The organism is Streptomyces sp. NRRL WC-3618, assembly GCF_001280005.1.
Classification (GTDB): domain Bacteria; phylum Actinomycetota; class Actinomycetes; order Streptomycetales; family Streptomycetaceae; genus Streptomyces.
Window position 1 is genome coordinate 1 of the sequence record NZ_LGDW01000067.1, and the last position, 23,252, is coordinate 23,252.

Consider the following 23,252-nt stretch of genomic DNA (forward strand, 5'->3'; position numbering starts at 1 on the left):
GACTGGGTCGGCGGGCGCTACTCGTTCGACTCGGCGATCGGGCTGTCGCTGATGATCGCGATCGGGCCGGAGCGGTTCCGGGAGATGCTGGACGGGTTCGCGCTGGTCGACGACCACTTCCGCACGGCTCCCGCGGAGGGCAATGTGCCGCTGCTGCTGGGCCTGTTGGGCATCTGGTACGGGAACTTCTTCGGTGCGCAGTCGCATGCTGTGCTGCCCTACTCGCACTATCTGTCCAAGTTCACCGCGTACTTGCAGCAGCTGGACATGGAGTCCAACGGCAAGTCTGTCGGGCGTGACGGGCTGCCGGTGGAGTGGGAGACGGGGCCGGTGGTGTGGGGCACGCCCGGGACGAACGGGCAGCACGCGTACTACCAGTTGATCCACCAGGGGACGAAGCTGATTCCGGCTGACTTCATCGGGTTCGCCGAGCCGGTGGGGGAGTTGAGCGAGGGGCTCAAGGGGCAGCACGACCTGTTGATGGCCAACTTCTTCGCGCAGACGCAGGCGTTGGCGTTCGGGAAGACGCCGGAGGAGGTGCGGGGGGAGGGGGTGCCGGAGGAACTGGTCGCCCATAAGACGTTCCGGGGGAACCATCCGACGACAACTGTGTTGGCGCGGGAGTTGACTCCGTCTGTGCTGGGGCAGTTGATCGCGTTGTACGAGCACAAGGTGTTCGTGCAGGGGGCGGTGTGGAACGTCGACTCGTTCGACCAGTGGGGGGTTGAGTTGGGGAAGGTGCTGGCGACGCGGGTTGAGCCGGCGTTGACGGAGGGGGTGGAGGTGGCGGGGCTGGATGCGTCCACTGCGGCGCTGGTTGCCGTGTATCGGGGGTTGCGCGGGAGGTAGGGGGTTTGTTTCGCCCCCGCCACCCTTACCCGTCCCGTCCCTGGGGCTGCCGCCCCAGACCCCGCTGTCGGCCCTGAAGGGGCCTTGTCCTCAAACGCCGGACGGGCTGGGGGGCCGGGCCTGGGCTTGATAGAAGCGGCAAACGGATGGGTGGGTGGGAAACACGACCTGGGCTGGAGGAGCCTCGTCCTCAAACGCCGGACGGGCGGGGGCGTAAACGTTGCGCCCCCGCCCTTGCCCTGGTCGGTGCCCGGGGTGGTCAGGCGGATGCCGGTGGGTACAGGGTTCTCGGGAGTTGGGAGGCTGCTGGGGCGTCCAGTAGCCACAGGGTGCGTTGTCTGCCGTAGGCGCCTGCCGCCGGGGCCTGGATCTCGCCCGCGCCCGACAGGGCGATGGCCGCCGCCCCGGCCTTGTCCTCGCCCGCTGCCAGCAGCCATACCTCGCGGGCCGCGCGGATCGCCGGGAGGGTCAGGGTGACCCGGGTCGGCGGGGGCTTCGGGGCGCCGTGGACGCCTACGACCGTGCGTTCCGTCTCCCGGACCGCGGGCAGCTCCGGGAAGAGCGACGCCACGTGGGTGTCCGGGCCCACGCCCAGCATCAGGACGTCGAAGGTCGGGACCGGGCCGTGGTTCTCAGGGCCCGCAGCCTTGGCCAGCTCCGCCGCGTACGCCTCAGCCGCCGCGTCCACGTCGGAGCCGTACGGGCCGTCCGACGCGGGCATGGCGTGGACGCGAGCCGGGTCCAGCGGCACCGCGTCCAGCAGTGCCGCCTTCGCCTGGGTGACGTTGCGGTCCGGGTCGCCCTCGGGCAGGAAGCGTTCGTCGCCCCACCACAGGTCGAGCCGCGCCCAGTCGATCGCGTCCCGGGCGGGCGCGGAGGCCAGGGCGGCCAGCAGACCGTTGCCGTTGCGGCCGCCGGTGAGCACCACCGACGCCGATCCCCGCGAGGCCTGCGCGTCCACGATCCTCGTGATCAGGCGGGCCGCCGCGGCTTCCGCCATCAGCTCCTTGTCGCGGTGGACGACGAGCTGCGGTGCCGTACTCACTTCGTGGCCGCCTTCTTCACCGGTGGCATCAACGCCGGTGTCGCCCTGTCCGAGGACTCCGCCGGGGTCTCCCTCCTGGCCGGTTCCAGTGCCAGCGCCGACGCAGGCGCCGGAGCCGGAGCCGGAGCCGGAGCCGGCGTCTCGGGTGCCGACGGACCGACCAGCCGCTCCACCCCGTACCGCAGCGCCGACGCGTAGGTGTCGTCCGGGTCCAGGCGCCGCAGCTCCTCGGCCATCAGCTCGGCCGTGTCACGGCGCTTGAGCGCCACCGCGCGGTCGGGCTGACCCTGGATGGAGAGGGTCGCCAGGGAGCCGTCGGCACGGTCGAGGGTGATGGGGCCGGTGCTCGTCCTCATACGGACCGCCGTCAGACCGGGGCCCGAGGACAGGGAACGCTTCACCGGGACGTCCAGCCGGTCCGCCAGCCACATCGCCAGCAGCTCGCAGCTCGGGTTGAACTCCTCGCCCTCCACCTCGACCGCGTCCACCTGACAGGTGACCTGGTCCAGGGCGGCGGCCAGCATCGAGCGCCACGGGGTGATACGCGTCCACGAGAGATCCGTGTCGCCCGGCGTGTACGCGTCCGCGCGCGCCGCCAGTTCCCGTACCGGCTGCTCGGCCGCGTACGTGTCCGTCACCCTGCGCTGCGCCAGCGCGCCCAGCGGGTCCTTCGCCGGGTCGTTGGGGGCGTTCACCGGCCACCAGACGACCACCGGGGCGTCGGGCAGCAGCAGCGGCAGGACCACCGAGTCGGCGTGGTCGACGACCTCGCCGTACAGGCGCAGGACGACCGTCTCGCCGGAGCCCGCGTCCGCGCCCACCCTGACCTCGGCGTCGAGACGGGACGTCGTACGGTCGCGAGGGGAGCGGGAGACCCGCTTGACGACGACCAGGGTGCGCGAGGGGTGCTCGAGCGAGGCGTCGTTCGCCGCCTTCAGGGCGTCGTAGGCGTTCTCCTCGTCGGTGACGATGACGAGGGTCAACACCATGCCGACGGCCGGGGTGCCGATGGCCCTGCGGCCCTGCACCAGCGCCTTGTTGACCTTGCTGGCCGTGGTGTCCGTGAGGTCTATTTTCATGGGCGCCGCCAGCTCCGTCCGTCACGTTCGAGCATTTCGTCGGCCTCGACGGGGCCCCACGTGCCCGAGGGGTACTGCGCGGGCTTGCCGTGCCTGTCCCAGTACTGCTCGATCGGGTCGAGGATCCGCCAGGACAGTTCGACCTCCTCGGTGCGCGGGAAGAGGTTGGAGTCGCCGAGGAGGACGTCCAGGATCAGACGCTCGTACGCCTCCGGGCTCGACTCCGTGAACGACTCGCCGTACGCGAAGTCCATGGACACGTCCCGGATCTCCATCGAGGTGCCGGGCACCTTGGAGCCGAAGCGGACCGTGATGCCCTCGTCGGGCTGGACGCGGATGACGATCGCGTTCTGGCCCAGTTCCTCCGTCGCCGTGTGGTCGAAGGGGGAGTGGGGGGCCCGCTGGAACACGACCGCGATCTCCGTCACCCGGCGGCCCAGACGCTTGCCGGTGCGCAGGTAGAAGGGGACGCCCGCCCAGCGGCGGTTGTCCACCTCGACCTTGATCGCCGCGTAGGTGTCGGTCTTCGAATTGGGGTCGATGCCGTCTTCCTGGAGATAGCCGATGGCCTTCTCGCCACCCTGCCAGCCCGCCGCGTACTGCCCGCGGACCGTGTCCTTGCCCAGGTCCTGCGGCAGCTTGACCGCACCGAGGACCTTGGTCTTCTCGGCGGCCAGCGCGTCCGCGTCGAAGGACGACGGCTCCTCCATGGCCGTGAGGGCCATCAGCTGGAGAAGGTGGTTCTGGATGACGTCACGGGCCGCGCCGATGCCGTCGTAGTAGCCGGCCCGGCCGCCGATGCCGATGTCCTCGGCCATCGTGATCTGCACGTGGTCCACGAAGGACCGGTTCCAGATCGGCTCGAACATCTGGTTGGCGAAGCGGAGCGCCAGGATGTTCTGGACGGTCTCCTTGCCGAGGTAGTGGTCGATCCGGAAGACCTGGTCCGGGGCGAAGACCTCCTCGACGGTCGTGTTGAGCTCCTCGGCCGACGTGAGGTCGTGCCCGAAGGGCTTCTCGATGACCGCGCGCCGCCAGGAACCGTTGTCCTGATCGGCCAGACCGTGCTTCTTCAGCTGCTTGATGACCACCGGGAAGGCGGACGGCGGCACGGAGAGGTAGAAGGCGAAGTTGCCGCCCGTCCCCTGCGCCTTGTCCAGCTCATCGATCGTCGAGCGCAGCCGCTCGAAGGACTCGTCGTCGTCGAAGGTGCCCTGGACGAAGCGCATCCCCTGGATGAGCTGCTGCCAGACCTCCTCACGAAACGGCGTACGGGCGTGCTCCTTGACGGCGTCGTGGACCTCCGCCGCGAAGTCCTCGTTCGCCCATTCACGGCGGGCGAAACCGACGAGGGAGAAGCCCGGTGGCAGCAACCCGCGATTGGCGAGGTCGTACACGGCAGGCATCAGCTTTTTGCGTGACAGGTCGCCAGTGACCCCGAAGATGACCAGGCCCGACGGCCCCGCGATACGCGGGAGCCGTCGGTCTGCGGGGTCACGCAGCGGGTTGCTGCTTGACAAGATTTCAGCCCTCCGAAGGGGCGAGGCGCGCCAGTTCCGCCTCGGTCGACTTGAGCAGGTCGTTCCAGGACGTCTCGAACTTCTCGACGCCCTCGTCCTCGAGGAGCTGGACCACTTCGTCGTACGAGATGCCGAGCTTCTCGACCGCGTCGAGTTCGGCGCGAGCCTGCTCGTACGTACCGGCGATGGTGTTGCCGGTGATCTGCCCGTGGTCCTCGGCGGCGAACATGGTCGCCTCCGGCATGGTGTTCACCGTGTTCGGCGCGACCAGGTCGTCGACGTACAGGGTGTCCTTGTACGCGGGGTCCTTGACGCCGGTCGAGGCCCACAGCGGACGCTGCTTGTTGGCCTGCGCCTTGTCGAGGGCCGCCCAGCGGTCCGAACCGAAGACCTCCTCGTACGCCTGGTAGGCGAGCCGCGCGTTGGCCAGACCGGCCTTGCCGCGGGCGGCCTTGGCCTCGTCGGTGCCCAGCGCGTCGATCCGCTTGTCGATCTCGGTGTCCACGCGGGACACGAAGAAGGACGCCACGGAGTGGATCTTCGACAGGTCCAGGCCGCGCTCCTTGGCCTTCTCCAGGCCGGCCAGGTAGGCGTCCATGACCGCGCGGTAGCGCTCCAGCGAGAAGATCAGCGTGACGTTGACGCTGATCCCGAGGCCGATGACCTCGGTGATCGCCGGGAGACCCGCCTTGCTGGCCGGGATCTTGATCAGGGTGTTCGGCCGGTCCACCAGCCAGGCAAGCTGCTTGGCCTCGGCGACGGTCGCCAGGGTGTTGTGGGCGAGACGGGGGTCGACCTCGATCGACACCCGGCCGTCCTGGCCCTGCGTCGAGTCGAAGACCGGACGCAGGATGTCGGCGGCGTCACGGACGTCCGCCGTCGTGATCATGCGGATGGCCTCTTCGACCGTGACCTTGCGGGCGGCGAGCTCGGTGAGCTGCGGCTCGTAGCCGTCACCGCTGCTGATCGCCTTCTGGAAGATCGACGGGTTGGTCGTGACGCCCACGACGTGCTGCTGGTCGATCAGCTCGGCAAGGTTGCCCGAGGTGATCCGCTGGCGCGACAGGTCGTCCAGCCAGATCGCCACGCCTTCCTCGGAAAGGCGCTTGAGTGCGTCTGTCATGGAAATGCATCTCCTACGTGTCGTGATGTCAGCGTCAGCGCTGAGCTGCGGCGATCGATTCCCGAGCCTTGGCGGCCACGTTCTCGGCAGTGAAGCCGAACTCCTCGAAGAGGACCTTGCCGTCGGCCGAAGCACCGAAGTGCTCCAGGGAAACGATGCGGCCCGCGTCCCCGACGTACTTGTGCCACGTGAGACCGATACCGGCCTCGACCGCGACCCGTGCCTTGACGGACGGGAGCAGAACGCTCTCCCGGTACCCCTGGTCCTGCTCCTCGAACCACTCCACGGACGGCATCGACACGACTCGCGTCGGCACACCCTCCGCCTGGAGCAGCTCACGGGCGCCGACGGCCACGTGGACCTCGGAACCGGTGGCGATGAGGATGACCTCGGGGGTGCCGCCCTCGGCCTCGAAGAGCACGTAACCGCCCTTCGCCGCATCCTCGTTGGCCTCGTACGTCGGCACACCTTGGCGGGTCAGCGCGAGGCCGTGCGGGGCGCCCTTGCCGAAGACCTTCGTCCAGCGCTTCAGGATCTCGCGCCAGGCGATGGCCGTCTCGTTGGCGTCCGCCGGGCGGACGACGTTCAGACCCGGGATGGCACGCAGCGACGCGATGTGCTCGACCGGCTGGTGCGTCGGGCCGTCCTCGCCGAGGCCGATGGAGTCGTGCGTCCACACGTACGTCACCGGCACGTGCATCAGCGCGGACAGCCGCACCGCGTTGCGCATGTAGTCGGAGAAGACGAGGAAAGTACCGCCGTAGACACGGGTGTTGCCGTGCAGGGCGATGCCGTTCATCTCGGCGGCCATCGAGTGCTCGCGGATACCGAAGTGGATCGTGCGGCCGTAAGGGTCGATGGTGGTGTTGTTCGAGCCGGCCAGGTCGGCCGAGCCGCCCCACAGCTCCGGGATGACCGCGCCGAGCGCCTGCAGGACCTTGCCAGACGCGGCACGCGTGGCGACACCCTTGCCCGCCTCGAAGACCGGGAGCTTCTCCTCCCAGCCCGTGGGCAGTTCACCCGCGGCGATACGGTCGAACTCGGCGGCGCGCTCCGGGTTGTTGTCGCGCCACTCCTGGAACGACTTCTCCCACTCGGCCTTGGCCTGACGGCCGCGCTCCAGCGCCTCGCGGGTGTGGTTCAGGACGGCGTCCGAGACCTCGAAGGACTGCTCCGGGTCGAAGCCGAGGACGCGCTTGGTGGCCGCGACCTCGTCGTCACCGAGCGCCGAGCCGTGCGCCGCCTCGGTGTTCTGCGCGTTCGGGGCCGGCCAGGCGATGATCGAGCGCATCGCGATGAACGACGGCTTGTCCGTGACCGCCTTGGCGGCCTGGACGGCGTTGTAGATGGCGTGCGGGTCGAGGTCGCCGTCCGGCTTCGGGGCGATCCGCTGCACGTGCCAGCCATACGCCTCGTACCGCTTGGCCACGTCCTCGGAGACGGCCGTCTCGGTGTCGCCCTCGATCGAGATGTGGTTGTCGTCCCACAGCAGGACCAGGTTGCCGAGCTTCTGGTGGCCGGCCAGCGAGGACGCCTCCGCGGAGATGCCTTCCTGGAGGCAGCCGTCACCGGCGATCGCGAAGATGAAGTGGTCGAACGGGGACTCCCCTACGGGGGCCTCCGGGTCGAACAGACCGCGCTCGTAGCGGGCGGCCATCGCCATGCCCACGGCGTTGGCGACACCCTGGCCGAGCGGACCGGTCGTCGTCTCGACGCCCGTCGTGTGCCCGTACTCCGGGTGACCGGGGGTCTTGGAACCCCACGTCCTAAAGGCCTTCAGGTCATCCAGCTCCAGACCGAAACCGGCCAGGAAGAGCTGGGTGTAGAGGGTCAGGGACGAGTGGCCGGCGGACAGCACGAAACGGTCGCGCCCGACCCAGTCGGCGTCCGCCGGGTCGTGCCGCATCACCTTCTGGAAGAGGGTGTACGCGGCGGGGGCCAGGCTCATCGCCGTACCGGGATGGCCGTTACCGACCTTCTGTACGGCATCGGCGGCCAGGACGCGGGCGGTGTCGACGGCCCGCTGGTCCAACTCGGTCCACTCGAGGTCTGTGGTGGTCGGCTTGGTGCTCACCCTGGGTCAGGGCTCCTCTCCACATGTCTAATGCCGGTGTCCTTGGTGTCCACCGGCTGCCGGGGGCTGACACCCTCGGCCTTTGCCGAGCCTACCCTCGGAAGAACGCGTAGTAATTCGAGTCATTCCAGACTGTGGGACAGCTTGGCCGCCGCCTTCCGACCGCTGCCGGACTGCAATACGAAGCGGGCCCTCCGAGTACTCAATTGAGCCCCGTCCCGCTCGTCACAAAGCACCCCTCAACACGACCCCACCCCCGCGAAGGGCGGGGTCTGGGCAACGTCTAGAGTGGCGTGGTAAGCGCGAGCCTTTGCCGGGACTTCACAGCCGGGGGCTTGTTGGAATGTCTCTGTCAGGGGTGTGCGTGACGGCCGTTGAATCCCGTCCAGCGGGGATTATCGGGACGAGCCAGAGCCCGGGCCGACGGCCGTTCGGGGCCCGGGTCATGGCGTTCGTTGCTCTCACGAAGCCGCGGATCATCGAGCTGCTGCTCATCACCACGGTTCCGGTGATGTTCCTCGCGCAGCAGGGGGTGCCGGACCTCGGACTGGTCCTCCTCACCTGCCTCGGCGGCTACCTCTCCGCGGGCGGCGCCAACGCGCTCAACATGTACATCGACCGTGACATCGACGCGCTCATGGACCGCACCTCGCAGCGTCCGCTGGTCACCGGCATGGTCAGCCCGCGCGAGTGCCTGGCCTTCGGTGTCACCCTCGCCGTCGTCGCCACCCTCCTGTTCGGCCTCACGGTCAACTGGCTGTCGGCCTGGCTGTCGCTGGGCGCGCTCCTCTTCTACGTGGTCGTTTACACGATGATCCTCAAGCGGCGGACGTCGCAGAACATCGTGTGGGGCGGCATCGCGGGCTGTATGCCGGTCCTCATCGGCTGGTCCGCCGTCACTAACTCGCTCTCCTGGGCGCCGCTGATCCTCTTCCTGGTCATCTTCTTCTGGACCCCGCCGCACTACTGGCCGCTGTCCATGAAGGTGCGGGACGACTACGCGCGCGTGGGCGTCCCGATGCTCCCGGTCATCGCCTCCAACAAGACGGTCGCCCGGCAGATCGTGGCGTACAGCTGGGCGATGGTCTTCGTCTCCCTGCTGCTCACGCCGCTCGGCTACACCGGCTGGTTCTACACGGCGGTCGCGCTGGCGGCGGGCGGCTGGTGGCTGTGGGAGGCGCACGGGCTGCAGAACAGGGCGAAGGCGGAGGTGACCGGCGGGAAGCTGAAGGAGATGCGGCTGTTCCACTGGTCGATCACCTATGTGTCGCTGCTGTTCGTGGCTGTCGCGGTGGATCCCTTCCTTCGGTGACTCTTCTGTGGTCGGCTGCCGGTCCGCTGTGGCTGGTCGCGCAGTTCCCCGCTCCCTGAAGGCGCTCCTGTCGCCCGGGGCGCGTGGTCAAGGCCACGCACCCCGGGCGTCGCCGTTTGATCTACCCGTCGGTAGCATCCTGGCCATGGCAGACGACACGCAGGAGCGCAGGGCGGCCAAGCTCGCCAAGCAGATCAACGGCTTCGCCAAGCAGCACGGCGGCGCCGAGGGGCAGGTGGCGTACATCGGGGAGCGCGGGGCGCGGATCGTGCTCGTCGGCGCGGACGGCGGCTGGGGTGACCTGGTGGCCCCCACGTACGCGATCGCCCAGCAGGCCGTCGAGAAGGCCGGCATCACCGTCCACGAGGACTTCGACGGCGAGTTCGCCGCCAAGGTGACCACCGGCCCGTACGAGTGGACGCGCATGGCGGGCATTCAGGTGGGCGGGCCGGGCAAGCCGTGAGGCGCGGGAAGTGGCCGGTCGGCGCCGGTCGTTCCCACGGGGTGTGCGCGAGCAGCACCTGATCGCCGGTTCACCCGTTAGGACCTTGAGAACACAACGGTCCGACACGGGGAGCCCGGATGATCGAAATGCCGTCCCTCGTGGACCAGTACTGCCACGGCGTACTGCGCACCGAGCTGGGCCTCGGCACCTTCGAGGCCCAGCTCGCGCGTACCGAGGGGCCGCCCGCCGCCGGGACCACCCTCTTCGACACCCAGACCGGATTCGCCGTACGCCGCTGGTGCCCCCCGCTGCTCGGCCTGGAACCGCACGCTCCCCCCGCCCGTTATCTCGCCCGGCGCCGTGAACTCGGCGTACTGGAATCGGGCCGGAGGCTGCTGCGGGGCAGCGGAATCACGACATATCTGGTCGACGCCGGACTGCCCGGCGACCTCACCGGGCCCGCCGAGATGGCCTCCGCCGGGGCCGCCGACGCCCACGAGATCGTCCGGCTCGAACTCCTCGCCGAACAGGTCGCCGACACCTCCGGCACCGTCGAGTCCTTTCTCGCCAACCTCGCCGAGTCGGTGCACGGGGCGGCGACGAACGCCGTGGCCTTCACCTCCGTCGCGGGCCTGCGGCACGGACTGGCGCTCGCGCCCGATCCGCCGGGGCCGGGGGAGGTGCGGAGCGCGGCGGCCCGCTGGCTGGCCGGACGCCGGGTCGGCGGCACGCTCAGCGACCCCGTGCTGCTGCGTCATCTGCTGTGGATCGCGGTCGCCTCGGGCCTGCCGCTCCAGCTCCACGCCGGGCTCGGCGAACCGGGGTTACGCATCGACCGCACCGACCCGGTCCTGCTCACGGACTTCGCCCGCGCCACGGCCGGGCTCGGCACCGACCTCGTACTGCTGCACGGATACCCGTACCACCGCCACGCGGCGCACCTCGCCGGTGTCTTCCCGCATGTGTACGCCGACCTGGGCGCGGCCCTCGTCCGCACCGGCGCCCGGGCCGCCGCCGTGCTCGCCGAGATCCTCGAACTCGCCCCCTTCGGCAAGATCCTCTTCTCCAGCGGCGCCCACGGCCTGCCCGAACTCCATGTGGTGGGCGCCCGCCTCTTCCGCGAGGCCCTCGGCCGGGTGCTCGGCGGCTGGGTCGCCGAGGGGGCGTGGTCGCTGGGGGACGCGCAGCGGGTGGCGGGAATGATCGCGGCGGGGAACGCGCGGCGGGTGTACGGGCTGGGGTGACCTGTGGAAACTGGAGGCATGACGACACACGGGACCCGGGCGGACGCCCTGACCGACGCCTTACTGGACCGCTTCCTCGGTGAGCTGCGGGCACTCGCGCCGGTCGCCGTCTGGGCCCATGGATCGCTGGCCGGCGGCGACTACCAGGAGGGCCGCAGCGACCTCGACCTGATCGCCGTCCTCAAGGGCCCGATCGGGCCGGGCACCGCCTGGCAGGTGGGCACTCTGCACGCCCGCCTGCGCACCGACCCGCTCGTCCCGCAGCTGCACTGCACCTACCTGTCCGACGCGACGACGGCCGATCCGGCGCGGCGGCATCTCACCTGGGCGCACGGTGAGCTGTTCCGGCGGACCGTCACCCCGGTGACCCGGCGCGAGCTGCACGTCTTCGGACGGGTGCTGTACGGGGAGGCGCCCGCGGAGCTGCTTCCGGCGGTGCCGGACCGCCAACTGGCCGACTTCGTCGTACGCGACCAGCGCGACTTCTGGCGGCCCGCCGTGGACAGGGCCCGGCTCTGGACCCGGGACGTCTGGGTCGACCTCGGGCTGGTCACCTTCGTCAGGGCGACCATGACCCTGAGGGACGGCAGCCTGATCTCGAAACGGGAGGCGCTGGACCTGCTGCCTGGGCTGGGGGCGCCCGTGGAGGTCGTCGAGGACGTCGCGCGGAGGCGGTACGGGCATGAGCGCCGGCCGGTCGCGGAGGGGTGGCGTGAGCGGCGCGGTGAGCTGACGCGGGGCTATCTGGGCGACGCGATCGACGGCCTGGTGACCGCGTACACGTGACGCACGCGTACGCGTGCGTCACGTCGTCGGTCTACGCGCGCGTGCCTACCGTCGCCTCGGCCGAGGGGCCGGGTACGTCGGCCAGGGCGTCCGTCCCGGTGCGCTCGCGCAGGGCGAGCAGGACACGCAGGACCGCGATCCACACCAGCGCCGAGCCGAGCATGTGCAGGCCGACCAGGACCTCGGGGAGGTTCGTAAAATACTGGACGTACCCGATGACACCCTGCGCGAGCAGGATCAGGAACAGGTCCCGCGTGCGGTCCAGCGGGCCCTTGGGAGCGTCGACGGCCTTCAGGACGAACCACAGGGCGAACGTCAGTGTCACCACGATCCAGGCGAGCACCGCGTGCAGCTTGCTGACGTTCTCCCAGTTCAGCGGCATGCGCTCGATCTCGCTCGAGTCGCCGGCGTGCGGGCCCGACCCGGTCACCACCGTGCCGACCGCGATCAGCAGCGCCGAGGCGACCACCAGGAACCACACCAACTGCCGCACGGCCTTGCCGACCAGCGGGCTGGGCGCCTCGTCGCCCTCCTGCGTGCGCTGCCACATCACCGCGGCGACCGCGATCAGGGCGGAGGAGAGCAGGAAGTGGGCCGCGACCGTGTACGGGTTGAGGCCGACCAGGACGACGACGCCACCCAGCACCGCGTTGCTCATGACGACCCAGAACTGCGCCCAGCCGAGCCGGGTCAGACTGCGCCGGTACGGCTTCTCCGAGCGTGCGGCGACGATCGCCCAGCCGACCGCCGCGCACAGCACGTACGTCAGCATGCGGTTGGTGAACTCGATGACGCCGTGCACGCCCATCGCGCTCGTCGTCGTCAGCGAGTCGTCGGTGCACTTGGGCCAGGTCGGGCAGCCGAGGCCCGATCCGGTCAGCCGTACGGCACCGCCGGTGACCACGATGACCACCGACATGACGAGCGCGGCGAGCGCCGCGCGCCGCACCGTCCGGGGGGTCGGCGTCCAGCGGGCGGCGATGAAGGCGAGCGGGTTCCGCAGGGCGGACAGGGCCTCGGCGGGGGTCATCTTGAGCACGCGTCCCATCGTAGGCGGCTGCTTGTGCACGCTTTCACGAGGGGTCCCCCGGCCCCTCGGCCCCGCCCCTCAGTCCTCTTTTCGGTCACTCCCAGCGGAAGAACCGGCCGGCCGCCGCCAGTCCCACGACCGCCCACACCGCGAGGATCCCCAGGTCGCCCCACGGCATGCCGGCACCGTGCTGGAGCACGTCCCGCAGCCCGTCCGAGAGGGCCGAGATCGGGAGCAGGGCCAGCACGTCCTGGACGCCGGAGGGGAACTTGTCCAGCGGGACGATCACCCCGCCGCCCACCAGGAGCAGCAGGAAGACGAGGTTCGCGGCGGCCAGGGTGGCCTCCGCCTTCAGGGTGCCCGCCATCAGCAGGCCGAGGCCCGAGAAGGCGGCCGTGCCGATCAGGAGCAGCAGGAGTACGGCGAAGGGGTTGCCGTGCGGGGACCAGCCGAGCGCGAGGGCGATCACCGTGAGGAGGGCGACCTGGAGGACCTCGGTGACCAGTACCGACGCCGTTTTCGCCGTCATCAGGCCCCAGCGGGGCAGCGGGGAGGAGGCGAGCCTCTTCAGGACGCCGTAGCGGCGCTCGAAGCCCGTCGCGATGGCCTGGCCGGTGAACGCCGTGGACATGACCGCTAGGGCGAGGATGCCGGGGGCGAGGAAGTCGACGGGCTTGCCGGCGCCCGTGTCGACGATGTCCACCGAGCCGAACAGCAGCAGAAGGAGGGTGGGGATCACCACCGTCAGCAGCAGCTGCTCGCCGTTGCGCAGGAGCATCTTCGTCTCGAGGGCCGCCTGGGCCCCGATCATGCGGGGGAGCGGGGCGGCGCCGGGCTGCGGGGTGTAGGTCCCGGGGGCGGTCGGGGTGGTGGTCACGAACGCAGCTCCTTGCCGGTGAGCTCCAGAAAGACGTCTTCCAGGGTGTGCCGTTCCACCGAGATCCGGTCCGGCATCACCCCGTGCTGGGCGCACCAGGACGTCACCGTCGCGAGGAGCTGCGGGTTGACCTTGCCGCCGACGCGGTAGGCGCCCGGGGTCAGCTCGGCGGCCGTGCAGTCCGCCGGGAGGGCCTTCAGCAGGGAGCCCACGTCCAGCCCCGGCCGGCCCATGAAGCGCAGGGTGTTCTCGGCGCCGCCGCGGCACAGTTGTTCGGGGGTGCCCTGGGCGATGACCTTGCCGGCGTCGATGATCGCGACGTCGTCGGCGAGCTGCTCGGCCTCGTCCATGTGATGGGTGGTGAGGATGACGGAGACGCCGTCGGTGCGCAGATCCCGTATGAGATCCCAGGTGGCGCGGCGGGCCTGGGGGTCGAGGCCGGCGGTCGGTTCGTCGAGGAAGACCAGTTCCGGGCGGCCGACGACCGCCATCGCGAGCGCCAGCCGCTGCTGCTGGCCGCCGGAGAGGCGGCGGTATGTGGTGCGGCCGCAGCTGCCGAGGCCGAGGCGTTCGATGAGCGCGTCCACGTCCAGCGGGTGCGCGTGCAGTCTGGCCACGTGGCGGAGCATCTCGTCGGCGCGGGCGCCCGAGTAGACGCCGCCGGACTGGAGCATCACGCCGACGCGTGGACGCAGGGCGGTGGCTTCCCGGACCGGGTCGAGGCCCAGCACCCGTACCGTCCCGGAGTCGGGTCTGCGGTATCCCTCGCAGGTCTCGACGGTGGTCGTCTTGCCCGCGCCGTTCGGGCCGAGTACGGCGGTGACGCCCGCCAGGGCCACCAGGTCGAGGCCGTTCACCGCGGTCTTCGTGCCGTAGCGCTTCACCAGGGCCTGGACCTGGACCACGGGCTCGCTTCGCATGGGTCGAGAGTCTAGGTACGGGAGGAGTCGCCCAGGTGCGCGGGGGGCCGGATCCGGACTCGGTACGGGAGGGTGCGGGGAGGGGTGCGGCCCTGCTCCGGAGCTGTTCAGGGCGGTCCGCAGATCGATCAAAGATCGTTTCCGCAGGTCAGGTTAGGTGAGCCTAAGTGATGCAGGGCACCGCCGAGTGGCCGGACGCGGCTTGCCGCACTCCGAGGAATTACGCAACAATGGTGTTGTGAAAAACGTCGGCGAGGATCTGGAGGCCCCCATGGGCGCCCCCCAGGAGGAGCTCGCGACCGGTGAGCGCTCGACGCGCAACCGGATCGCGCGATCCATCCTGGACCACGGTCCCTCGACCGTCGCCGAGCTCGCCGGACGCCTGGGCCTCACTCATGCGGCCGTACGGCGTCACCTTGACGCGCTCGTCGCCGACGATGTCGTACAACCGCGAGAGCAGCGGGTCTACGGGGCGCGTACCCGTGGCCGGCCCGCCAAGGCCTTCGCGCTCACCGACTGCGGACGCGACGCGTTCGACCAGTCGTACGACAAGCTCGCCATGGACGCGCTGCGCTGGATCGCCGAGCGTGAGGGCGGAGACGAAGCGATTCTCGCCTTCGCGCGTGCCCGGTTCGCCGAGCAGGCCGCGAACTACCGCCAGGCCGTCGAGGCCGCGGGCCCCGAGGGACGCGCCGAAGCCCTGGCCAAGGCCCTGAGCGCGGACGGGTACGCTGCTACGGCGCGCAGCGCACCGGTCGGAGAGCAGCTCTGCCAGCACCACTGCCCGGTGGTCCATGTCGCGGAAAAGTTCCCGCAGCTCTGCGAGGCGGAGACCGAGATCTTCTCCCAGCTGCTCGGAACGCATGTCCAGCGGCTCGCGACCATCGCCCACGGCGACGGTGTGTGCACCACGTTCATCCCCGAGATTTCCAAGCCTGATCATTTCGGTCACCACGCATCTGCAAGTACCGCAAGTACCGCAAGTACCGCCGGGAGGAACCCAGCATGACGCTCCCCATCGAGGAGACCGCCCACCCCGAGCTCGAGGGTCTGGGCAACTACGAATACGGCTGGGCCGACTCCGACGTGGCCGGTGCCTCCGCCAAGCGTGGCATCAACGAGGACGTCGTCCGGGACATCTCCGCGAAGAAGTCCGAGCCGGAGTGGATGACCAAGCTCCGCCTCAAGGGTCTGCGCCTCTTCGACAAGAAGCCCATGCCGAACTGGGGCTCGGACCTGTCGGGCATCGACTTCGACAACATCAAGTACTTCGTGCGTTCCACGGAGAAGCAGGCGGAGTCCTGGGAGGACCTGCCCGAGGACATCAAGAACACGTACGACAGGCTCGGCATCCCCGAGGCGGAGAAGCAGCGCCTCGTCGCCGGTGTCGCGGCCCAGTACGAGTCGGAGGTCGTCTACCACCAGATCCGTGAGGACCTGGAGGAGCAGGGCGTCATCTTCCTCGACACCGACACCGCGCTGAAGCAGCACCCGGAGCTCTTCAAGGAGTACTTCGGGACCGTCATCCCCGTCGGCGACAACAAGTTCGCGTCGCTGAACTCCGCGGTGTGGTCGGGCGGCTCCTTCATCTACGTGCCGAAGGGCGTGCAGGTCGAGATCCCGCTCCAGGCCTACTTCCGTATCAACACGGAGAACATGGGCCAGTTCGAGCGGACCCTGATCATCGTCGACGAGGGTGCCTACGTGCACTACGTCGAGGGCTGTACGGCCCCGATCTACAAGTCGGACTCGCTGCACAGCGCGGTCGTCGAGATCATCGTCAAGAAGAACGCCCGCTGCCGTTACACGACCATCCAGAACTGGTCGAACAACGTCTACAACCTGGTCACCAAGCGCGCCGTGGCGTACGAGGGCGCGACCATGGAGTGGATCGACGGCAACATCGGCTCCAAGGTGACGATGAAGTACCCGGCCGTCTACCTGATGGGTGAGCACGCCAAGGGCGAGACCCTGTCGATCGCCTTCGCGGGCGAGGGGCAGCACCAGGACGCCGGCTCCAAGATGGTCCACATGGCGCCGAACACCTCCTCGAACATCGTGTCGAAGTCGGTGGCGCGCGGTGGCGGCCGGACGTCCTACCGCGGTCTCGTCGAGATCGGCGAGGGCGCCCACGGCTCCAAGTCCAACGTGCTGTGCGACGCGCTGCTGGTGGACACCATCTCCCGCTCCGACACCTACCCCTACGTCGATGTCCGCGAGGACGACGTGTCCATGGGCCACGAGGCGACCGTCTCCAAGGTCTCCGACGACCAGCTCTTCTACCTGATGAGCCGCGGTCTGTCCGAGTTCGAGGCGATGGCGATGATCGTGCGCGGCTTCGTCGAGCCGATCGCCAAGGAACTGCCCATGGAGTACGCGCTGGAACTCAACCGGCTGATCGAGCTCCAGATGGAAGGCGCGGTCGGCTAAGAGCCGCCGACGCCGTCCCATCAAGCCACTTACGCAGGAAAGAGAGCAGACCGACAGCCATGGCTGAGGTTCAGAATATTCCGGTGGGGTCCACCACCGCCGGCTCGATCGCGGTGGCCGCTGCCGCCGAGTCGACCGTAGCGACGCGCATGAGCGCGCCGCCGTCCTTCGACGTGGCGGACTTCCCCGTCCCCCACGGCCGCGAGGAGGAATGGCGGTTCACCCCGCTGGAGCGCCTGCGCGGGCTGCACGACGGCACCGCCGTCGCCACCGGCACCGGTGTGAAGGTGGACGTCCAGGCACCCGAGGGCGTCACCGTCGAGGCCGTCGGCCGTGACGACGCGCGCCTCGGGCGGGCCGGCATCCCCGTGGACCGCGTCGCGGCCCAGGCGTACTCCGCCTTCGAGGTGGCCGGTGTGATCACCGTCCCCAAGGAGACGGTCCTCGCCGAGCCGATCCGCGTCGCCGTGCACGGCGAGGGCGGTGTGGCCTACGGCCACCAGGTCATCGAGCTGGGCGCCTTCGCCGAAGCCGTCGTCGTCCTCGACCACACCGGTGACGCCGTGCTGGCCGCCAACCTCGAGTACGTCCTCGGGGACGGTGCCAAGCTCACCGTCGTCTCCGTCCAGGACTGGGACGACCAGGCCGTGCACGTCGCCCAGCACAACGCGCTGATCGGCCGCGACGCCACGTTCAAGTCCTTCGTGGTCACCTTCGGCGGCGACCTCGTACGCCTCCACCCGCGGGTCGCCTACGCCGGAACCGGTGGCGAGGCCGAGCTGTTCGGCCTGTACTTCACGGACGCCGGACAGCACCAGGAGCACCGCCTCCTGGTCGACCACAACACCCCGCACTGCAAGTCGAACGTCGTCTACAAGGGCGCGCTCCAGGGCGAGGGCGCCCACGCCGTCTGGATCGGCGACGTGCTCATCGAGGCCAAGGCCGAGGGCACCGACACCTACGAGATGAACCGCAACCTGGTTCTCACCGACGGCGCCCGCGTGGACTCCGTACCGAACCTCGAGATCGAGACCGGCGAGATCGTCGGCGCCGGGCACGCCAGTGCCACCGGCCGGTTCGACGACGAGCAGCTGTTCTATCTGATGGCCCGCGGCATCCCGGCCGACGAGGCCCGACGGCTGGTCGTCCGCGGCTTCTTCGCCGAACTGGTCCAGCAGATCGGCGTCGAGGACATCCAGGACCGCCTTCTCGCGAAGATCGACGAGGAGCTGGAGGCGTCCGTCTGATGACCGCCGCTCCCACGTTCGTACGCGCCTGCGGGCTGAGCGAGCTGGACGAGGACACCCCGAAGCGGGTGGAACTCGACGGCACGCCGGTCTCGGTCGTCCGTACCGAGGGTGAGGTGTTCGCGATCCACGACATCTGCTCGCACGCGAACGTCTCGCTCTCCGAGGGCGAGGTGGAGGACTGTCAGATCGAGTGCTGGCTGCACGGCTCCAGCTTCGACCTCCGCACCGGCAAGCCGTCCGGCCTTCCCGCGACGCGCCCCGTCCCCGTATACCCCGTAAAGATCGAAGGGGACGATGTGCTCGTCTCCCTCACCCAGGAGTCCTGAGGCATCCATGGCAACGCTTGAAATCCGAGACCTGCACGTCACCGTCGAGGCCGACAACGCCACGAAGGAGATCCTCAAGGGTGTCGACCTGACCGTGAAGCAGGGCGAGACGCACGCCATCATGGGCCCCAACGGCTCCGGCAAGTCGACTCTCGCCTACTCGCTCGCGGGTCACCCGAAGTACACGATCACCAGCGGCTCCGTGCTGCTCGACGGCGAGGACGTCCTGGAGATGTCCGTCGACGAGCGGGCCCGCGCGGGCCTGTTCCTGGCGATGCAGTACCCGGTCGAGATCCCCGGCGTCTCCGTCTCCAACTTCCTTCGTACGTCCGCCACCGCCGTCCGCGGTGAGGCGCCGAAGCTGCGCCTGTGGGTGAAGGAGGTCAAGGAGGCCATGCAGCGCCTCAACATGGACCCCTCCTTCGCCGAGCGCAACGTCAACGAGGGCTTCTCCGGCGGTGAGAAGAAGCGCCACGAGATCCTTCAGCTGGAGCTGCTCAAGCCGAAGGTCGCGATCCTCGACGAGACGGACTCCGGTCTGGACGTCGACGCCCTGCGCATCGTCTCCGAGGGCGTCAACCGCGTCCGTGAGTCGGGCGAGGTCGGCACCCTGCTGATCACGCACTACACGCGTATCCTGCGCTACATCAAGCCCGACTTCGTCCACGTCTTCTCCGACGGCCGGATCGCCGAGTCCGGCGGGGCCGAGCTCGCCGACAAGCTGGAGAACGAGGGCTACGAGGCTTACACGACGAAGGGTGGCTCCGTGAGCGGAGTGAACTCAGGGGAGGAAGTCGCGTGACACAGCTGCCGGGCCTCCTCACTGGGACATCGCAACTGCTCGACGAGGCGATCCGTAAGGACTTCCCGATCCTCGATCGGGTGCTCCACGACGACAAGAAGCTTGTCTACCTGGACAACGCGGCGACCTCACAGACGCCCCGCCAGGTGATCGACACCCTCTCCGAGTACTACGAGCAGCACAACGCCAACGTGCACCGTGGCATCCATGTGCTCGCCGAGGAGGCCACGGCGCTGTACGAGGGCGCGCGGGACAAGGTCGCCGCGTTCATCAACGCGCCCAGCCGCGACGAGGTGATCTTCACCAAGAACGCCTCGGAGTCGCTCAACCTCGTGGCCAACATGCTGGGCTGGGCCGACGAGCCCTACCGGGTCGACCACGAGACCGAGATCGTCATCACGGAGATGGAGCACCACTCCAACATCGTGCCGTGGCAGCTGCTCGCGCAGCGCACGGGCGCGAAGCTGAAGTGGTTCGGCCTGACCGACGACGGCCGGCTCGACCTGTCGAACATAGACGAGGTCATCACCGAGAAGACGAAGATCGTTTCCTTCGTGCTGGTGTCCAACATCCTGGGCACGGTCAACCCGGTCGAGAAGATCGTGCGCCGCGCGCAGGAGGTCGGGGCCCTGGTCCTGATCGACGCCTCGCAGGCCGCCCCGCACATGCCGCTGGACGTACAGGCCCTGCAGGCCGACTTCGTGGCCTTCACCGGCCACAAGATGTGCGGTCCGACGGGCATCGGGGTGCTGTGGGGACGCCAGGAGCTGCTGGAGGACCTCCCGCCGTTCCTGGGCGGCGGCGAGATGATCGAGACCGTGTCGATGCACTCGTCGACGTACGCTCCCGCCCCGCACAAGTTCGAGGCGGGCACTCCGCCGATCGCGCAGGCGGTCGGCCTCGGTGCGGCGATCGACTATCTCTCCGCGATCGGCATGGACAAGATCCTCGCCCATGAGCACGCGCTCACCGAGTACGCGATGAAGCGGCTCGGCGAGGTTCCCGACCTGCGGTTCATCGGCCCGAGCACGGCCGAGGACCGGGGCGCGGCGATCTCCTTCACGCTCGGTGACATCCACCCGCACGACGTGGGCCAGGTCCTCGACGAGCAGGGCATCGCGGTCCGGGTCGGCCACCACTGCGCTCGCCCGGTCTGCCTGCGCTACGGAATTCCCGCGACCACGCGAGCGTCGTTCTATCTGTACTCCACGCCGGCCGAGATCGATGCTCTGGTCGACGGACTGGAGCACGTACGGAACTTCTTCGGCTGAGGAGATTGGCGAGCGATCGCATGAAGCTTGATTCGATGTACCAGGAAGTCATCCTGGACCACTACAAGCACCCGCACGGGCGTGGTCTACGGGATGGCGACGCCGAGGTGCACCACGTCAACCCGACGTGCGGCGACGAGATCACCCTGCGCGTGAAGTACGACGGCACGACGATCACCGATGTCTCGTACGAGGGTCAGGGCTGCTCGATCAGTCAGGCCTCGGCCTCCGTGCTGAACGAGCTCCTCGTCGGCAAGGAACTGTCCGAGGGACAGAAGATCCAGGAGACCTTCCTGGAGCTGATGCAGTCCAAGGGCCGCATCGAGCCGGACGACGCGATGGAGGAGGTGCTGGAGGACGCGGTCGCGTTCGCCGGTGTCTCCAAGTACCCGGCCCGGGTGAAGTGCGCGCTGCTCAGCTGGATGGCGTGGAAGGACGCGACGGCCCAGGCTCTGGGCTCGGACGCCGCCGAAAGGAAGACGGCATGAGCGAGACCATTGAGATGAAGCCGGCCTCGGAGGACGAGGTCCGCGAGGCGCTGTACGACGTCGTCGACCCCGAACTGGGTATCGACGTCGTCAACCTGGGCCTGATCTACGGCATTCACATCGACGACGCGAACATCGCGACGATCGACATGACCCTGACGTCTGCGGCGTGTCCGCTCACGGACGTCATCGAGGACCAGGCCAAGTCCGCCACGGACGGCATCGTCAACGAACTGCGGATCAACTGGGTGTGGATGCCGCCGTGGGGCCCGGACAAGATCACGGACGACGGGCGTGACCAGCTTCGGGCGCTCGGGTTCAACGTCTGAGGGCTGCCTGACGTAGACGTACGAACACCGCATGCGAAAGCGGCGGCACCCCGAGAGGGTGCCGCCGCTTTCGCGTCGGGTCTCAGGCCAGCGGGGCCACCACGCGGAAGAAGAAGTCCTCCCGGTCGCTCGTGTTGTAGCCGTACGGGTCCAGGCGCAGCTGGAAGTTCCGGTGGCGCAACGCGTAGTTGGGGTAGTTCACCGACTGGAGCACCGCCGCGCCCGTGTACCCCGAGTACCCGCCGCAGAAGGTGGCGTCCTGCTTGAACAGCGAAGAGCCGTCGTTGCGGTCGGCGTGCAGGACGAAGTCACGGTGGCGCAGGAACCTGCCGTCGTGCGTCTTGAACGAGTAGCAGGAGCCGTTGGACAGCCCCGGGACCACGTCGAAGGTGGAGTCCTGGCGGGATTCCGAGCCGGCGACCTGATCGAGGTTCACCTGGTCGCCTGACACGTGCCAGTAGCGGTCGGGGTAGCTGACCGCCTCGACGGACCTCAGGGAGGAGTTGCCCGGCCTGGTGGGCGGGGTCGAGGGCTTACTCGGGGTCTTGCCCGGAGGCTTGCCCGGGACCGGGGAGGCGGCGGGCTTGGCGGGGTGCCCCTTGGCGGGAGCGGTGGCGGAGCCCTTGGCGTCCGGGGCGTGGGTCGCGGGGGACGGCGACGTGGAATCGTCCGGCGTGGACGGCTGGGCCGACCACAGGCCACTCTTTCCGCTCGGGGGCGTGGCACCGGACGCCGTCGGTGAGGCGAAGGTGAGGAGACCGGGGTACGTCGAACCGGGCGACGGCGCGGGGGCGTTGGCCGCGGGCACCGGGTCCACGGCCTGCCGGTCCGTGACGATGATCGCGGTCACACAGGCGGCCACGACCGACAGGGCCAGGGTGCCCGCCATCCAGAGTCGCCGCGTCCCGGGCACACGCGAGGTGTCCGGGGCCCAGCCGTTCTCCCACGGTTGAGTTGGGATGAGCCGGGGCTTCTCTTCTGTCATGCGCTGTTCCTCCGGCGTCGCCTGTGGCGAACTTGTGAACGAGTGGTTGAAACAGTAATGGACGCGAGGCTAGGGGACGGCCATGGCTGTGAGAAGGGTTGTTTCCTCAATGAGACCGGCGGCTGGGGGAGTTGGTGGCGGGGTGTCCAGTGCGGGTGGGTTTGGGCGGGGGCTGTGTACGGCTGTACATATCCCATGCGTACACTCGTACACATGGGATATGTGTTGCTTGTCGGAGCCATCGCCTCCGAGGTGGGCGCGACGACCGCCATGAAGTACAGCGACGGTTTCAGCAGGCTGTGGCCTTCCGTGCTGACCGCTCTGGGGTACGCCATCGCGTTCGTGCTGCTCGCGCAGACGCTGAAGACGGTGTCCGTCGGGACGGCGTACGCGATCTGGTCGGGGATCGGCACTGCGGCTGTCGCGACGATCGGTGCGGTGTTCCTCGGGGAGGGCATGGGTGTGGCGAAGATCGCAGGGCTCGCGCTCATCATCGGCGGGGTCGTCGTCCTCAACATGGGCGGCGCGCACTGATGAGTCGGCGGTACGACCCCGAGCGGCGCCAGCGGATCATCGACGCGGCGATCCGGGTGGTGGGGGAGAAGGGGATCGCCGGGCTCAGTCATCGGTCGGTGGCCGCGGAGGCGGATGTGCCGCTGGGGTCGACGACGTATCACTTCCGCACGCTCGACGAACTCCTGGTCGCCGCGCTGAGACAGGCGAACGAGGGGTTCGCGAAGGTGGTGGCCGCGAGGGGCGGGTTGCGGGACGAGGGAGGCGATCTGGCGGGCGAGCTCGCCGGGTTGCTGGGGGAGTGGCTCTCGGGGGACCGGGCGGGGGTCGAGCTGGAGTGCGAGTTGTATCTGGCGGCGCTTCGGCGGCCGGCGTTGCGGCCTGTTGCCGCGGAATGGGCGGAGGGGGTTGCGGAGTTGCTGCGCGCGCGGACGGATGCGGTGACGGCGCGGGCGTTGGTGGCGGTGATGGACGGGATGTGTCTGCAGGTGCTGCTGACGGGGGGTGTGTATGAGGAGGGGTTTGCCCGGGAGGTGTTCGGGAGGGTGATTGTG

23 protein-coding genes and 1 pseudogene are annotated in these 23,252 nt (G+C 69.1%); 15 read left to right on the top strand and 9 right to left on the bottom strand.

From position 1 onward, the window contains the following. Positions 1-849: pseudogene (locus tag ADL01_RS09565) on the top strand (glucose-6-phosphate isomerase); the annotation flags it as partial. Between the two features lie 259 nt (positions 850-1,108). Here ADL01_RS09565 and pgl read toward each other — a convergent pair. The 5 genes from pgl to tkt are packed head-to-tail and all read right to left on the bottom strand — an operon-like array spanning position 1,109 to position 7,690. Continuing rightward, positions 1,109-1,894 carry a 6-phosphogluconolactonase gene (gene pgl / locus ADL01_RS09570; protein ID WP_053741490.1) on the bottom strand — a complete coding sequence of 262 codons (786 nt, stop codon included), beginning with the start codon at positions 1,892-1,894 and terminating at the stop codon, positions 1,109-1,111. Next, a complete protein-coding gene (gene opcA / locus ADL01_RS09575; protein ID WP_053741491.1) occupies positions 1,891-2,973 on the bottom strand; it encodes a glucose-6-phosphate dehydrogenase assembly protein OpcA in 1,083 nt (360 codons plus the stop codon). Before opcA ends, pgl begins: the two co-directional genes overlap by 4 nt. Beyond that, positions 2,970-4,493, bottom strand: a complete 1,524-nt coding sequence (gene zwf, locus ADL01_RS09580; protein ID WP_053741492.1) for a glucose-6-phosphate dehydrogenase — start codon at positions 4,491-4,493, stop codon at positions 2,970-2,972. Before zwf ends, opcA begins: the two co-directional genes overlap by 4 nt. Before the next feature lie 4 nt (positions 4,494-4,497). Beyond that, positions 4,498-5,616, bottom strand: coding sequence for a transaldolase (gene tal / locus ADL01_RS09585; RefSeq protein WP_053741493.1), 1,119 nt, complete (start codon positions 5,614-5,616; stop codon positions 4,498-4,500). A gap of 34 nt (positions 5,617-5,650) precedes the next feature. Continuing rightward, entirely contained in the window at positions 5,651-7,690 is a 2,040-nt protein-coding gene (gene tkt / locus ADL01_RS09590; RefSeq protein WP_053741494.1) for a transketolase, read from the bottom strand. A gap of 358 nt (positions 7,691-8,048) precedes the next feature. On the opposite strand from tkt, the gene ADL01_RS09595 reads away from it, so the two are divergent. The 4 genes from ADL01_RS09595 to ADL01_RS09610 all read left to right on the top strand — a co-directional run bounded on the left by ADL01_RS09595 (position 8,049) and on the right by ADL01_RS09610 (position 11,477). After that, a complete protein-coding gene (locus ADL01_RS09595) occupies positions 8,049-9,002 on the top strand; it encodes a heme o synthase (RefSeq protein WP_053741495.1) in 954 nt (317 codons plus the stop codon). A 145-nt stretch (positions 9,003-9,147) separates the two neighbouring features. Continuing rightward, entirely contained in the window at positions 9,148-9,465 is a 318-nt protein-coding gene (locus tag ADL01_RS09600; RefSeq protein WP_053741496.1) for a hypothetical protein, read from the top strand. Between the two features lie 119 nt (positions 9,466-9,584). Next, positions 9,585-10,691 (top strand): amidohydrolase family protein, encoded by a 1,107-nt coding sequence (locus tag ADL01_RS09605; RefSeq protein WP_053741497.1) that lies wholly within the window; start codon positions 9,585-9,587, stop codon positions 10,689-10,691. Between the two features lie 18 nt (positions 10,692-10,709). After that, positions 10,710-11,477, top strand: coding sequence for a nucleotidyltransferase domain-containing protein (locus tag ADL01_RS09610; RefSeq protein ID WP_053741498.1), 768 nt, complete (start codon positions 10,710-10,712; stop codon positions 11,475-11,477). A gap of 31 nt (positions 11,478-11,508) precedes the next feature. Here the strand turns inward: ADL01_RS09610 and ADL01_RS09615 are convergent, their stop codons facing one another. The 3 genes from ADL01_RS09615 to ADL01_RS09625 form a co-directional block, all read right to left on the bottom strand. Continuing rightward, a complete protein-coding gene (locus ADL01_RS09615) occupies positions 11,509-12,525 on the bottom strand; it encodes a COX15/CtaA family protein (RefSeq protein WP_053741499.1) in 1,017 nt (338 codons plus the stop codon). Positions 12,526-12,601: 76 nt separating this feature from the next. Beyond that, the gene (locus ADL01_RS09620; protein ID WP_234354571.1) at positions 12,602-13,318 is read right to left on the bottom strand and encodes an ABC transporter permease; all 717 of its coding nucleotides are present in this window, start codon (positions 13,316-13,318) and stop codon (positions 12,602-12,604) included. Positions 13,319-13,380: 62 nt separating this feature from the next. After that, the gene (locus tag ADL01_RS09625) at positions 13,381-14,304 is read right to left on the bottom strand and encodes an ABC transporter ATP-binding protein (RefSeq protein WP_053741501.1); all 924 of its coding nucleotides are present in this window, start codon (positions 14,302-14,304) and stop codon (positions 13,381-13,383) included. Positions 14,305-14,542: 238 nt separating this feature from the next. Here ADL01_RS09625 and ADL01_RS09630 point away from each other — a divergent pair, with 238 nt between their 5' ends. From ADL01_RS09630 to ADL01_RS09665, 8 genes are read left to right on the top strand one after another with little or no spacing between them, the layout of a single operon-like run. Beyond that, positions 14,543-15,313, top strand: coding sequence for a helix-turn-helix transcriptional regulator (locus tag ADL01_RS09630; RefSeq protein ID WP_053741502.1), 771 nt, complete (start codon positions 14,543-14,545; stop codon positions 15,311-15,313). Continuing rightward, a complete protein-coding gene (gene sufB / locus ADL01_RS09635) occupies positions 15,310-16,734 on the top strand; it encodes a Fe-S cluster assembly protein SufB (RefSeq protein WP_053741503.1) in 1,425 nt (474 codons plus the stop codon). The genes ADL01_RS09630 and sufB overlap by 4 nt, the downstream gene beginning before the upstream one ends. A 59-nt stretch (positions 16,735-16,793) precedes the next feature. Further along, entirely contained in the window at positions 16,794-17,981 is a 1,188-nt protein-coding gene (gene sufD / locus ADL01_RS09640) for a Fe-S cluster assembly protein SufD (RefSeq protein WP_053741504.1), read from the top strand. Beyond that, positions 17,981-18,310, top strand: coding sequence for a non-heme iron oxygenase ferredoxin subunit (locus ADL01_RS09645; protein WP_053741505.1), 330 nt, complete (start codon positions 17,981-17,983; stop codon positions 18,308-18,310). The genes sufD and ADL01_RS09645 overlap by 1 nt, the downstream gene beginning before the upstream one ends. Before the next feature lie 7 nt (positions 18,311-18,317). Continuing rightward, positions 18,318-19,112, top strand: coding sequence for a Fe-S cluster assembly ATPase SufC (gene sufC, locus ADL01_RS09650; protein ID WP_053741506.1), 795 nt, complete (start codon positions 18,318-18,320; stop codon positions 19,110-19,112). Continuing rightward, positions 19,109-20,383, top strand: coding sequence for a cysteine desulfurase (locus ADL01_RS09655; protein ID WP_053741507.1), 1,275 nt, complete (start codon positions 19,109-19,111; stop codon positions 20,381-20,383). Before sufC ends, ADL01_RS09655 begins: the two co-directional genes overlap by 4 nt. Before the next feature lie 20 nt (positions 20,384-20,403). Continuing rightward, the gene (gene sufU / locus ADL01_RS09660) at positions 20,404-20,871 is read left to right on the top strand and encodes a Fe-S cluster assembly sulfur transfer protein SufU (protein WP_053741508.1); all 468 of its coding nucleotides are present in this window, start codon (positions 20,404-20,406) and stop codon (positions 20,869-20,871) included. Continuing rightward, complete coding sequence (locus ADL01_RS09665; protein ID WP_053741509.1) at positions 20,868-21,200, top strand: metal-sulfur cluster assembly factor; 333 nt, start codon at positions 20,868-20,870, stop codon at positions 21,198-21,200. The genes sufU and ADL01_RS09665 overlap by 4 nt, the downstream gene beginning before the upstream one ends. A gap of 82 nt (positions 21,201-21,282) precedes the next feature. On the opposite strand, the gene ADL01_RS09670 is transcribed toward ADL01_RS09665, so the two are convergent. After that, positions 21,283-22,185, bottom strand: coding sequence for an AbfB domain-containing protein (locus ADL01_RS09670; RefSeq protein WP_053741510.1), 903 nt, complete (start codon positions 22,183-22,185; stop codon positions 21,283-21,285). Positions 22,186-22,398: 213 nt separating this feature from the next. Here ADL01_RS09670 and ADL01_RS09675 point away from each other — a divergent pair, with 213 nt between their 5' ends. Both ADL01_RS09675 and ADL01_RS09680 read left to right on the top strand, forming a co-directional pair. Continuing rightward, positions 22,399-22,719: a DMT family transporter gene (locus ADL01_RS09675; RefSeq protein ID WP_053741512.1), complete on the top strand. Its 321-nt coding sequence runs from the start codon at positions 22,399-22,401 to the stop codon at positions 22,717-22,719. Beyond that, the coding region (locus ADL01_RS09680) for a TetR/AcrR family transcriptional regulator (RefSeq protein ID WP_053741511.1) at positions 22,719-23,252 on the top strand (534 nt) is incomplete at its 3' end. The genes ADL01_RS09675 and ADL01_RS09680, both read left to right, overlap by 1 nt.

Bases quoted from the DNA above. Each gene is read 5' to 3' on its own strand.
- tal (WP_053741493.1), bottom strand. From the start codon at position 5,616: ATGACAGACGCACTCAAGCGCCTTTCCGAGGAAGGCGTGGCGATCTGG.
- ADL01_RS09620 (WP_234354571.1), bottom strand. From the start codon at position 13,318: ATGATCGGGGCCCAGGCGGCCCTCGAGACGAAGATGCTCCTGCGCAAC.
- sufB (WP_053741503.1), top strand. From the start codon at position 15,310: ATGACGCTCCCCATCGAGGAGACCGCCCACCCCGAGCTCGAGGGTCTG.
- ADL01_RS09665 (WP_053741509.1), top strand. From the start codon at position 20,868: ATGAGCGAGACCATTGAGATGAAGCCGGCCTCGGAGGACGAGGTCCGC.
- opcA (WP_053741491.1), bottom strand. From the start codon at position 2,973: ATGAAAATAGACCTCACGGACACCACGGCCAGCAAGGTCAACAAGGCG.
- ADL01_RS09670 (WP_053741510.1), bottom strand. From the start codon at position 22,185: ATGACAGAAGAGAAGCCCCGGCTCATCCCAACTCAACCGTGGGAGAAC.
- ADL01_RS09625 (WP_053741501.1), bottom strand. From the start codon at position 14,304: ATGCGAAGCGAGCCCGTGGTCCAGGTCCAGGCCCTGGTGAAGCGCTAC.
- ADL01_RS09675 (WP_053741512.1), top strand. From the start codon at position 22,399: ATGGGATATGTGTTGCTTGTCGGAGCCATCGCCTCCGAGGTGGGCGCG.
- sufC (WP_053741506.1), top strand. From the start codon at position 18,318: ATGGCAACGCTTGAAATCCGAGACCTGCACGTCACCGTCGAGGCCGAC.
- sufD (WP_053741504.1), top strand. From the start codon at position 16,794: ATGGCTGAGGTTCAGAATATTCCGGTGGGGTCCACCACCGCCGGCTCG.
- ADL01_RS09600 (WP_053741496.1), top strand. From the start codon at position 9,148: ATGGCAGACGACACGCAGGAGCGCAGGGCGGCCAAGCTCGCCAAGCAG.
- ADL01_RS09615 (WP_053741499.1), bottom strand. From the start codon at position 12,525: ATGGGACGCGTGCTCAAGATGACCCCCGCCGAGGCCCTGTCCGCCCTG.
- ADL01_RS09610 (WP_053741498.1), top strand. From the start codon at position 10,710: ATGACGACACACGGGACCCGGGCGGACGCCCTGACCGACGCCTTACTG.
- ADL01_RS09605 (WP_053741497.1), top strand. From the start codon at position 9,585: ATGATCGAAATGCCGTCCCTCGTGGACCAGTACTGCCACGGCGTACTG.
- sufU (WP_053741508.1), top strand. From the start codon at position 20,404: ATGAAGCTTGATTCGATGTACCAGGAAGTCATCCTGGACCACTACAAG.
- ADL01_RS09645 (WP_053741505.1), top strand. From the start codon at position 17,981: ATGACCGCCGCTCCCACGTTCGTACGCGCCTGCGGGCTGAGCGAGCTG.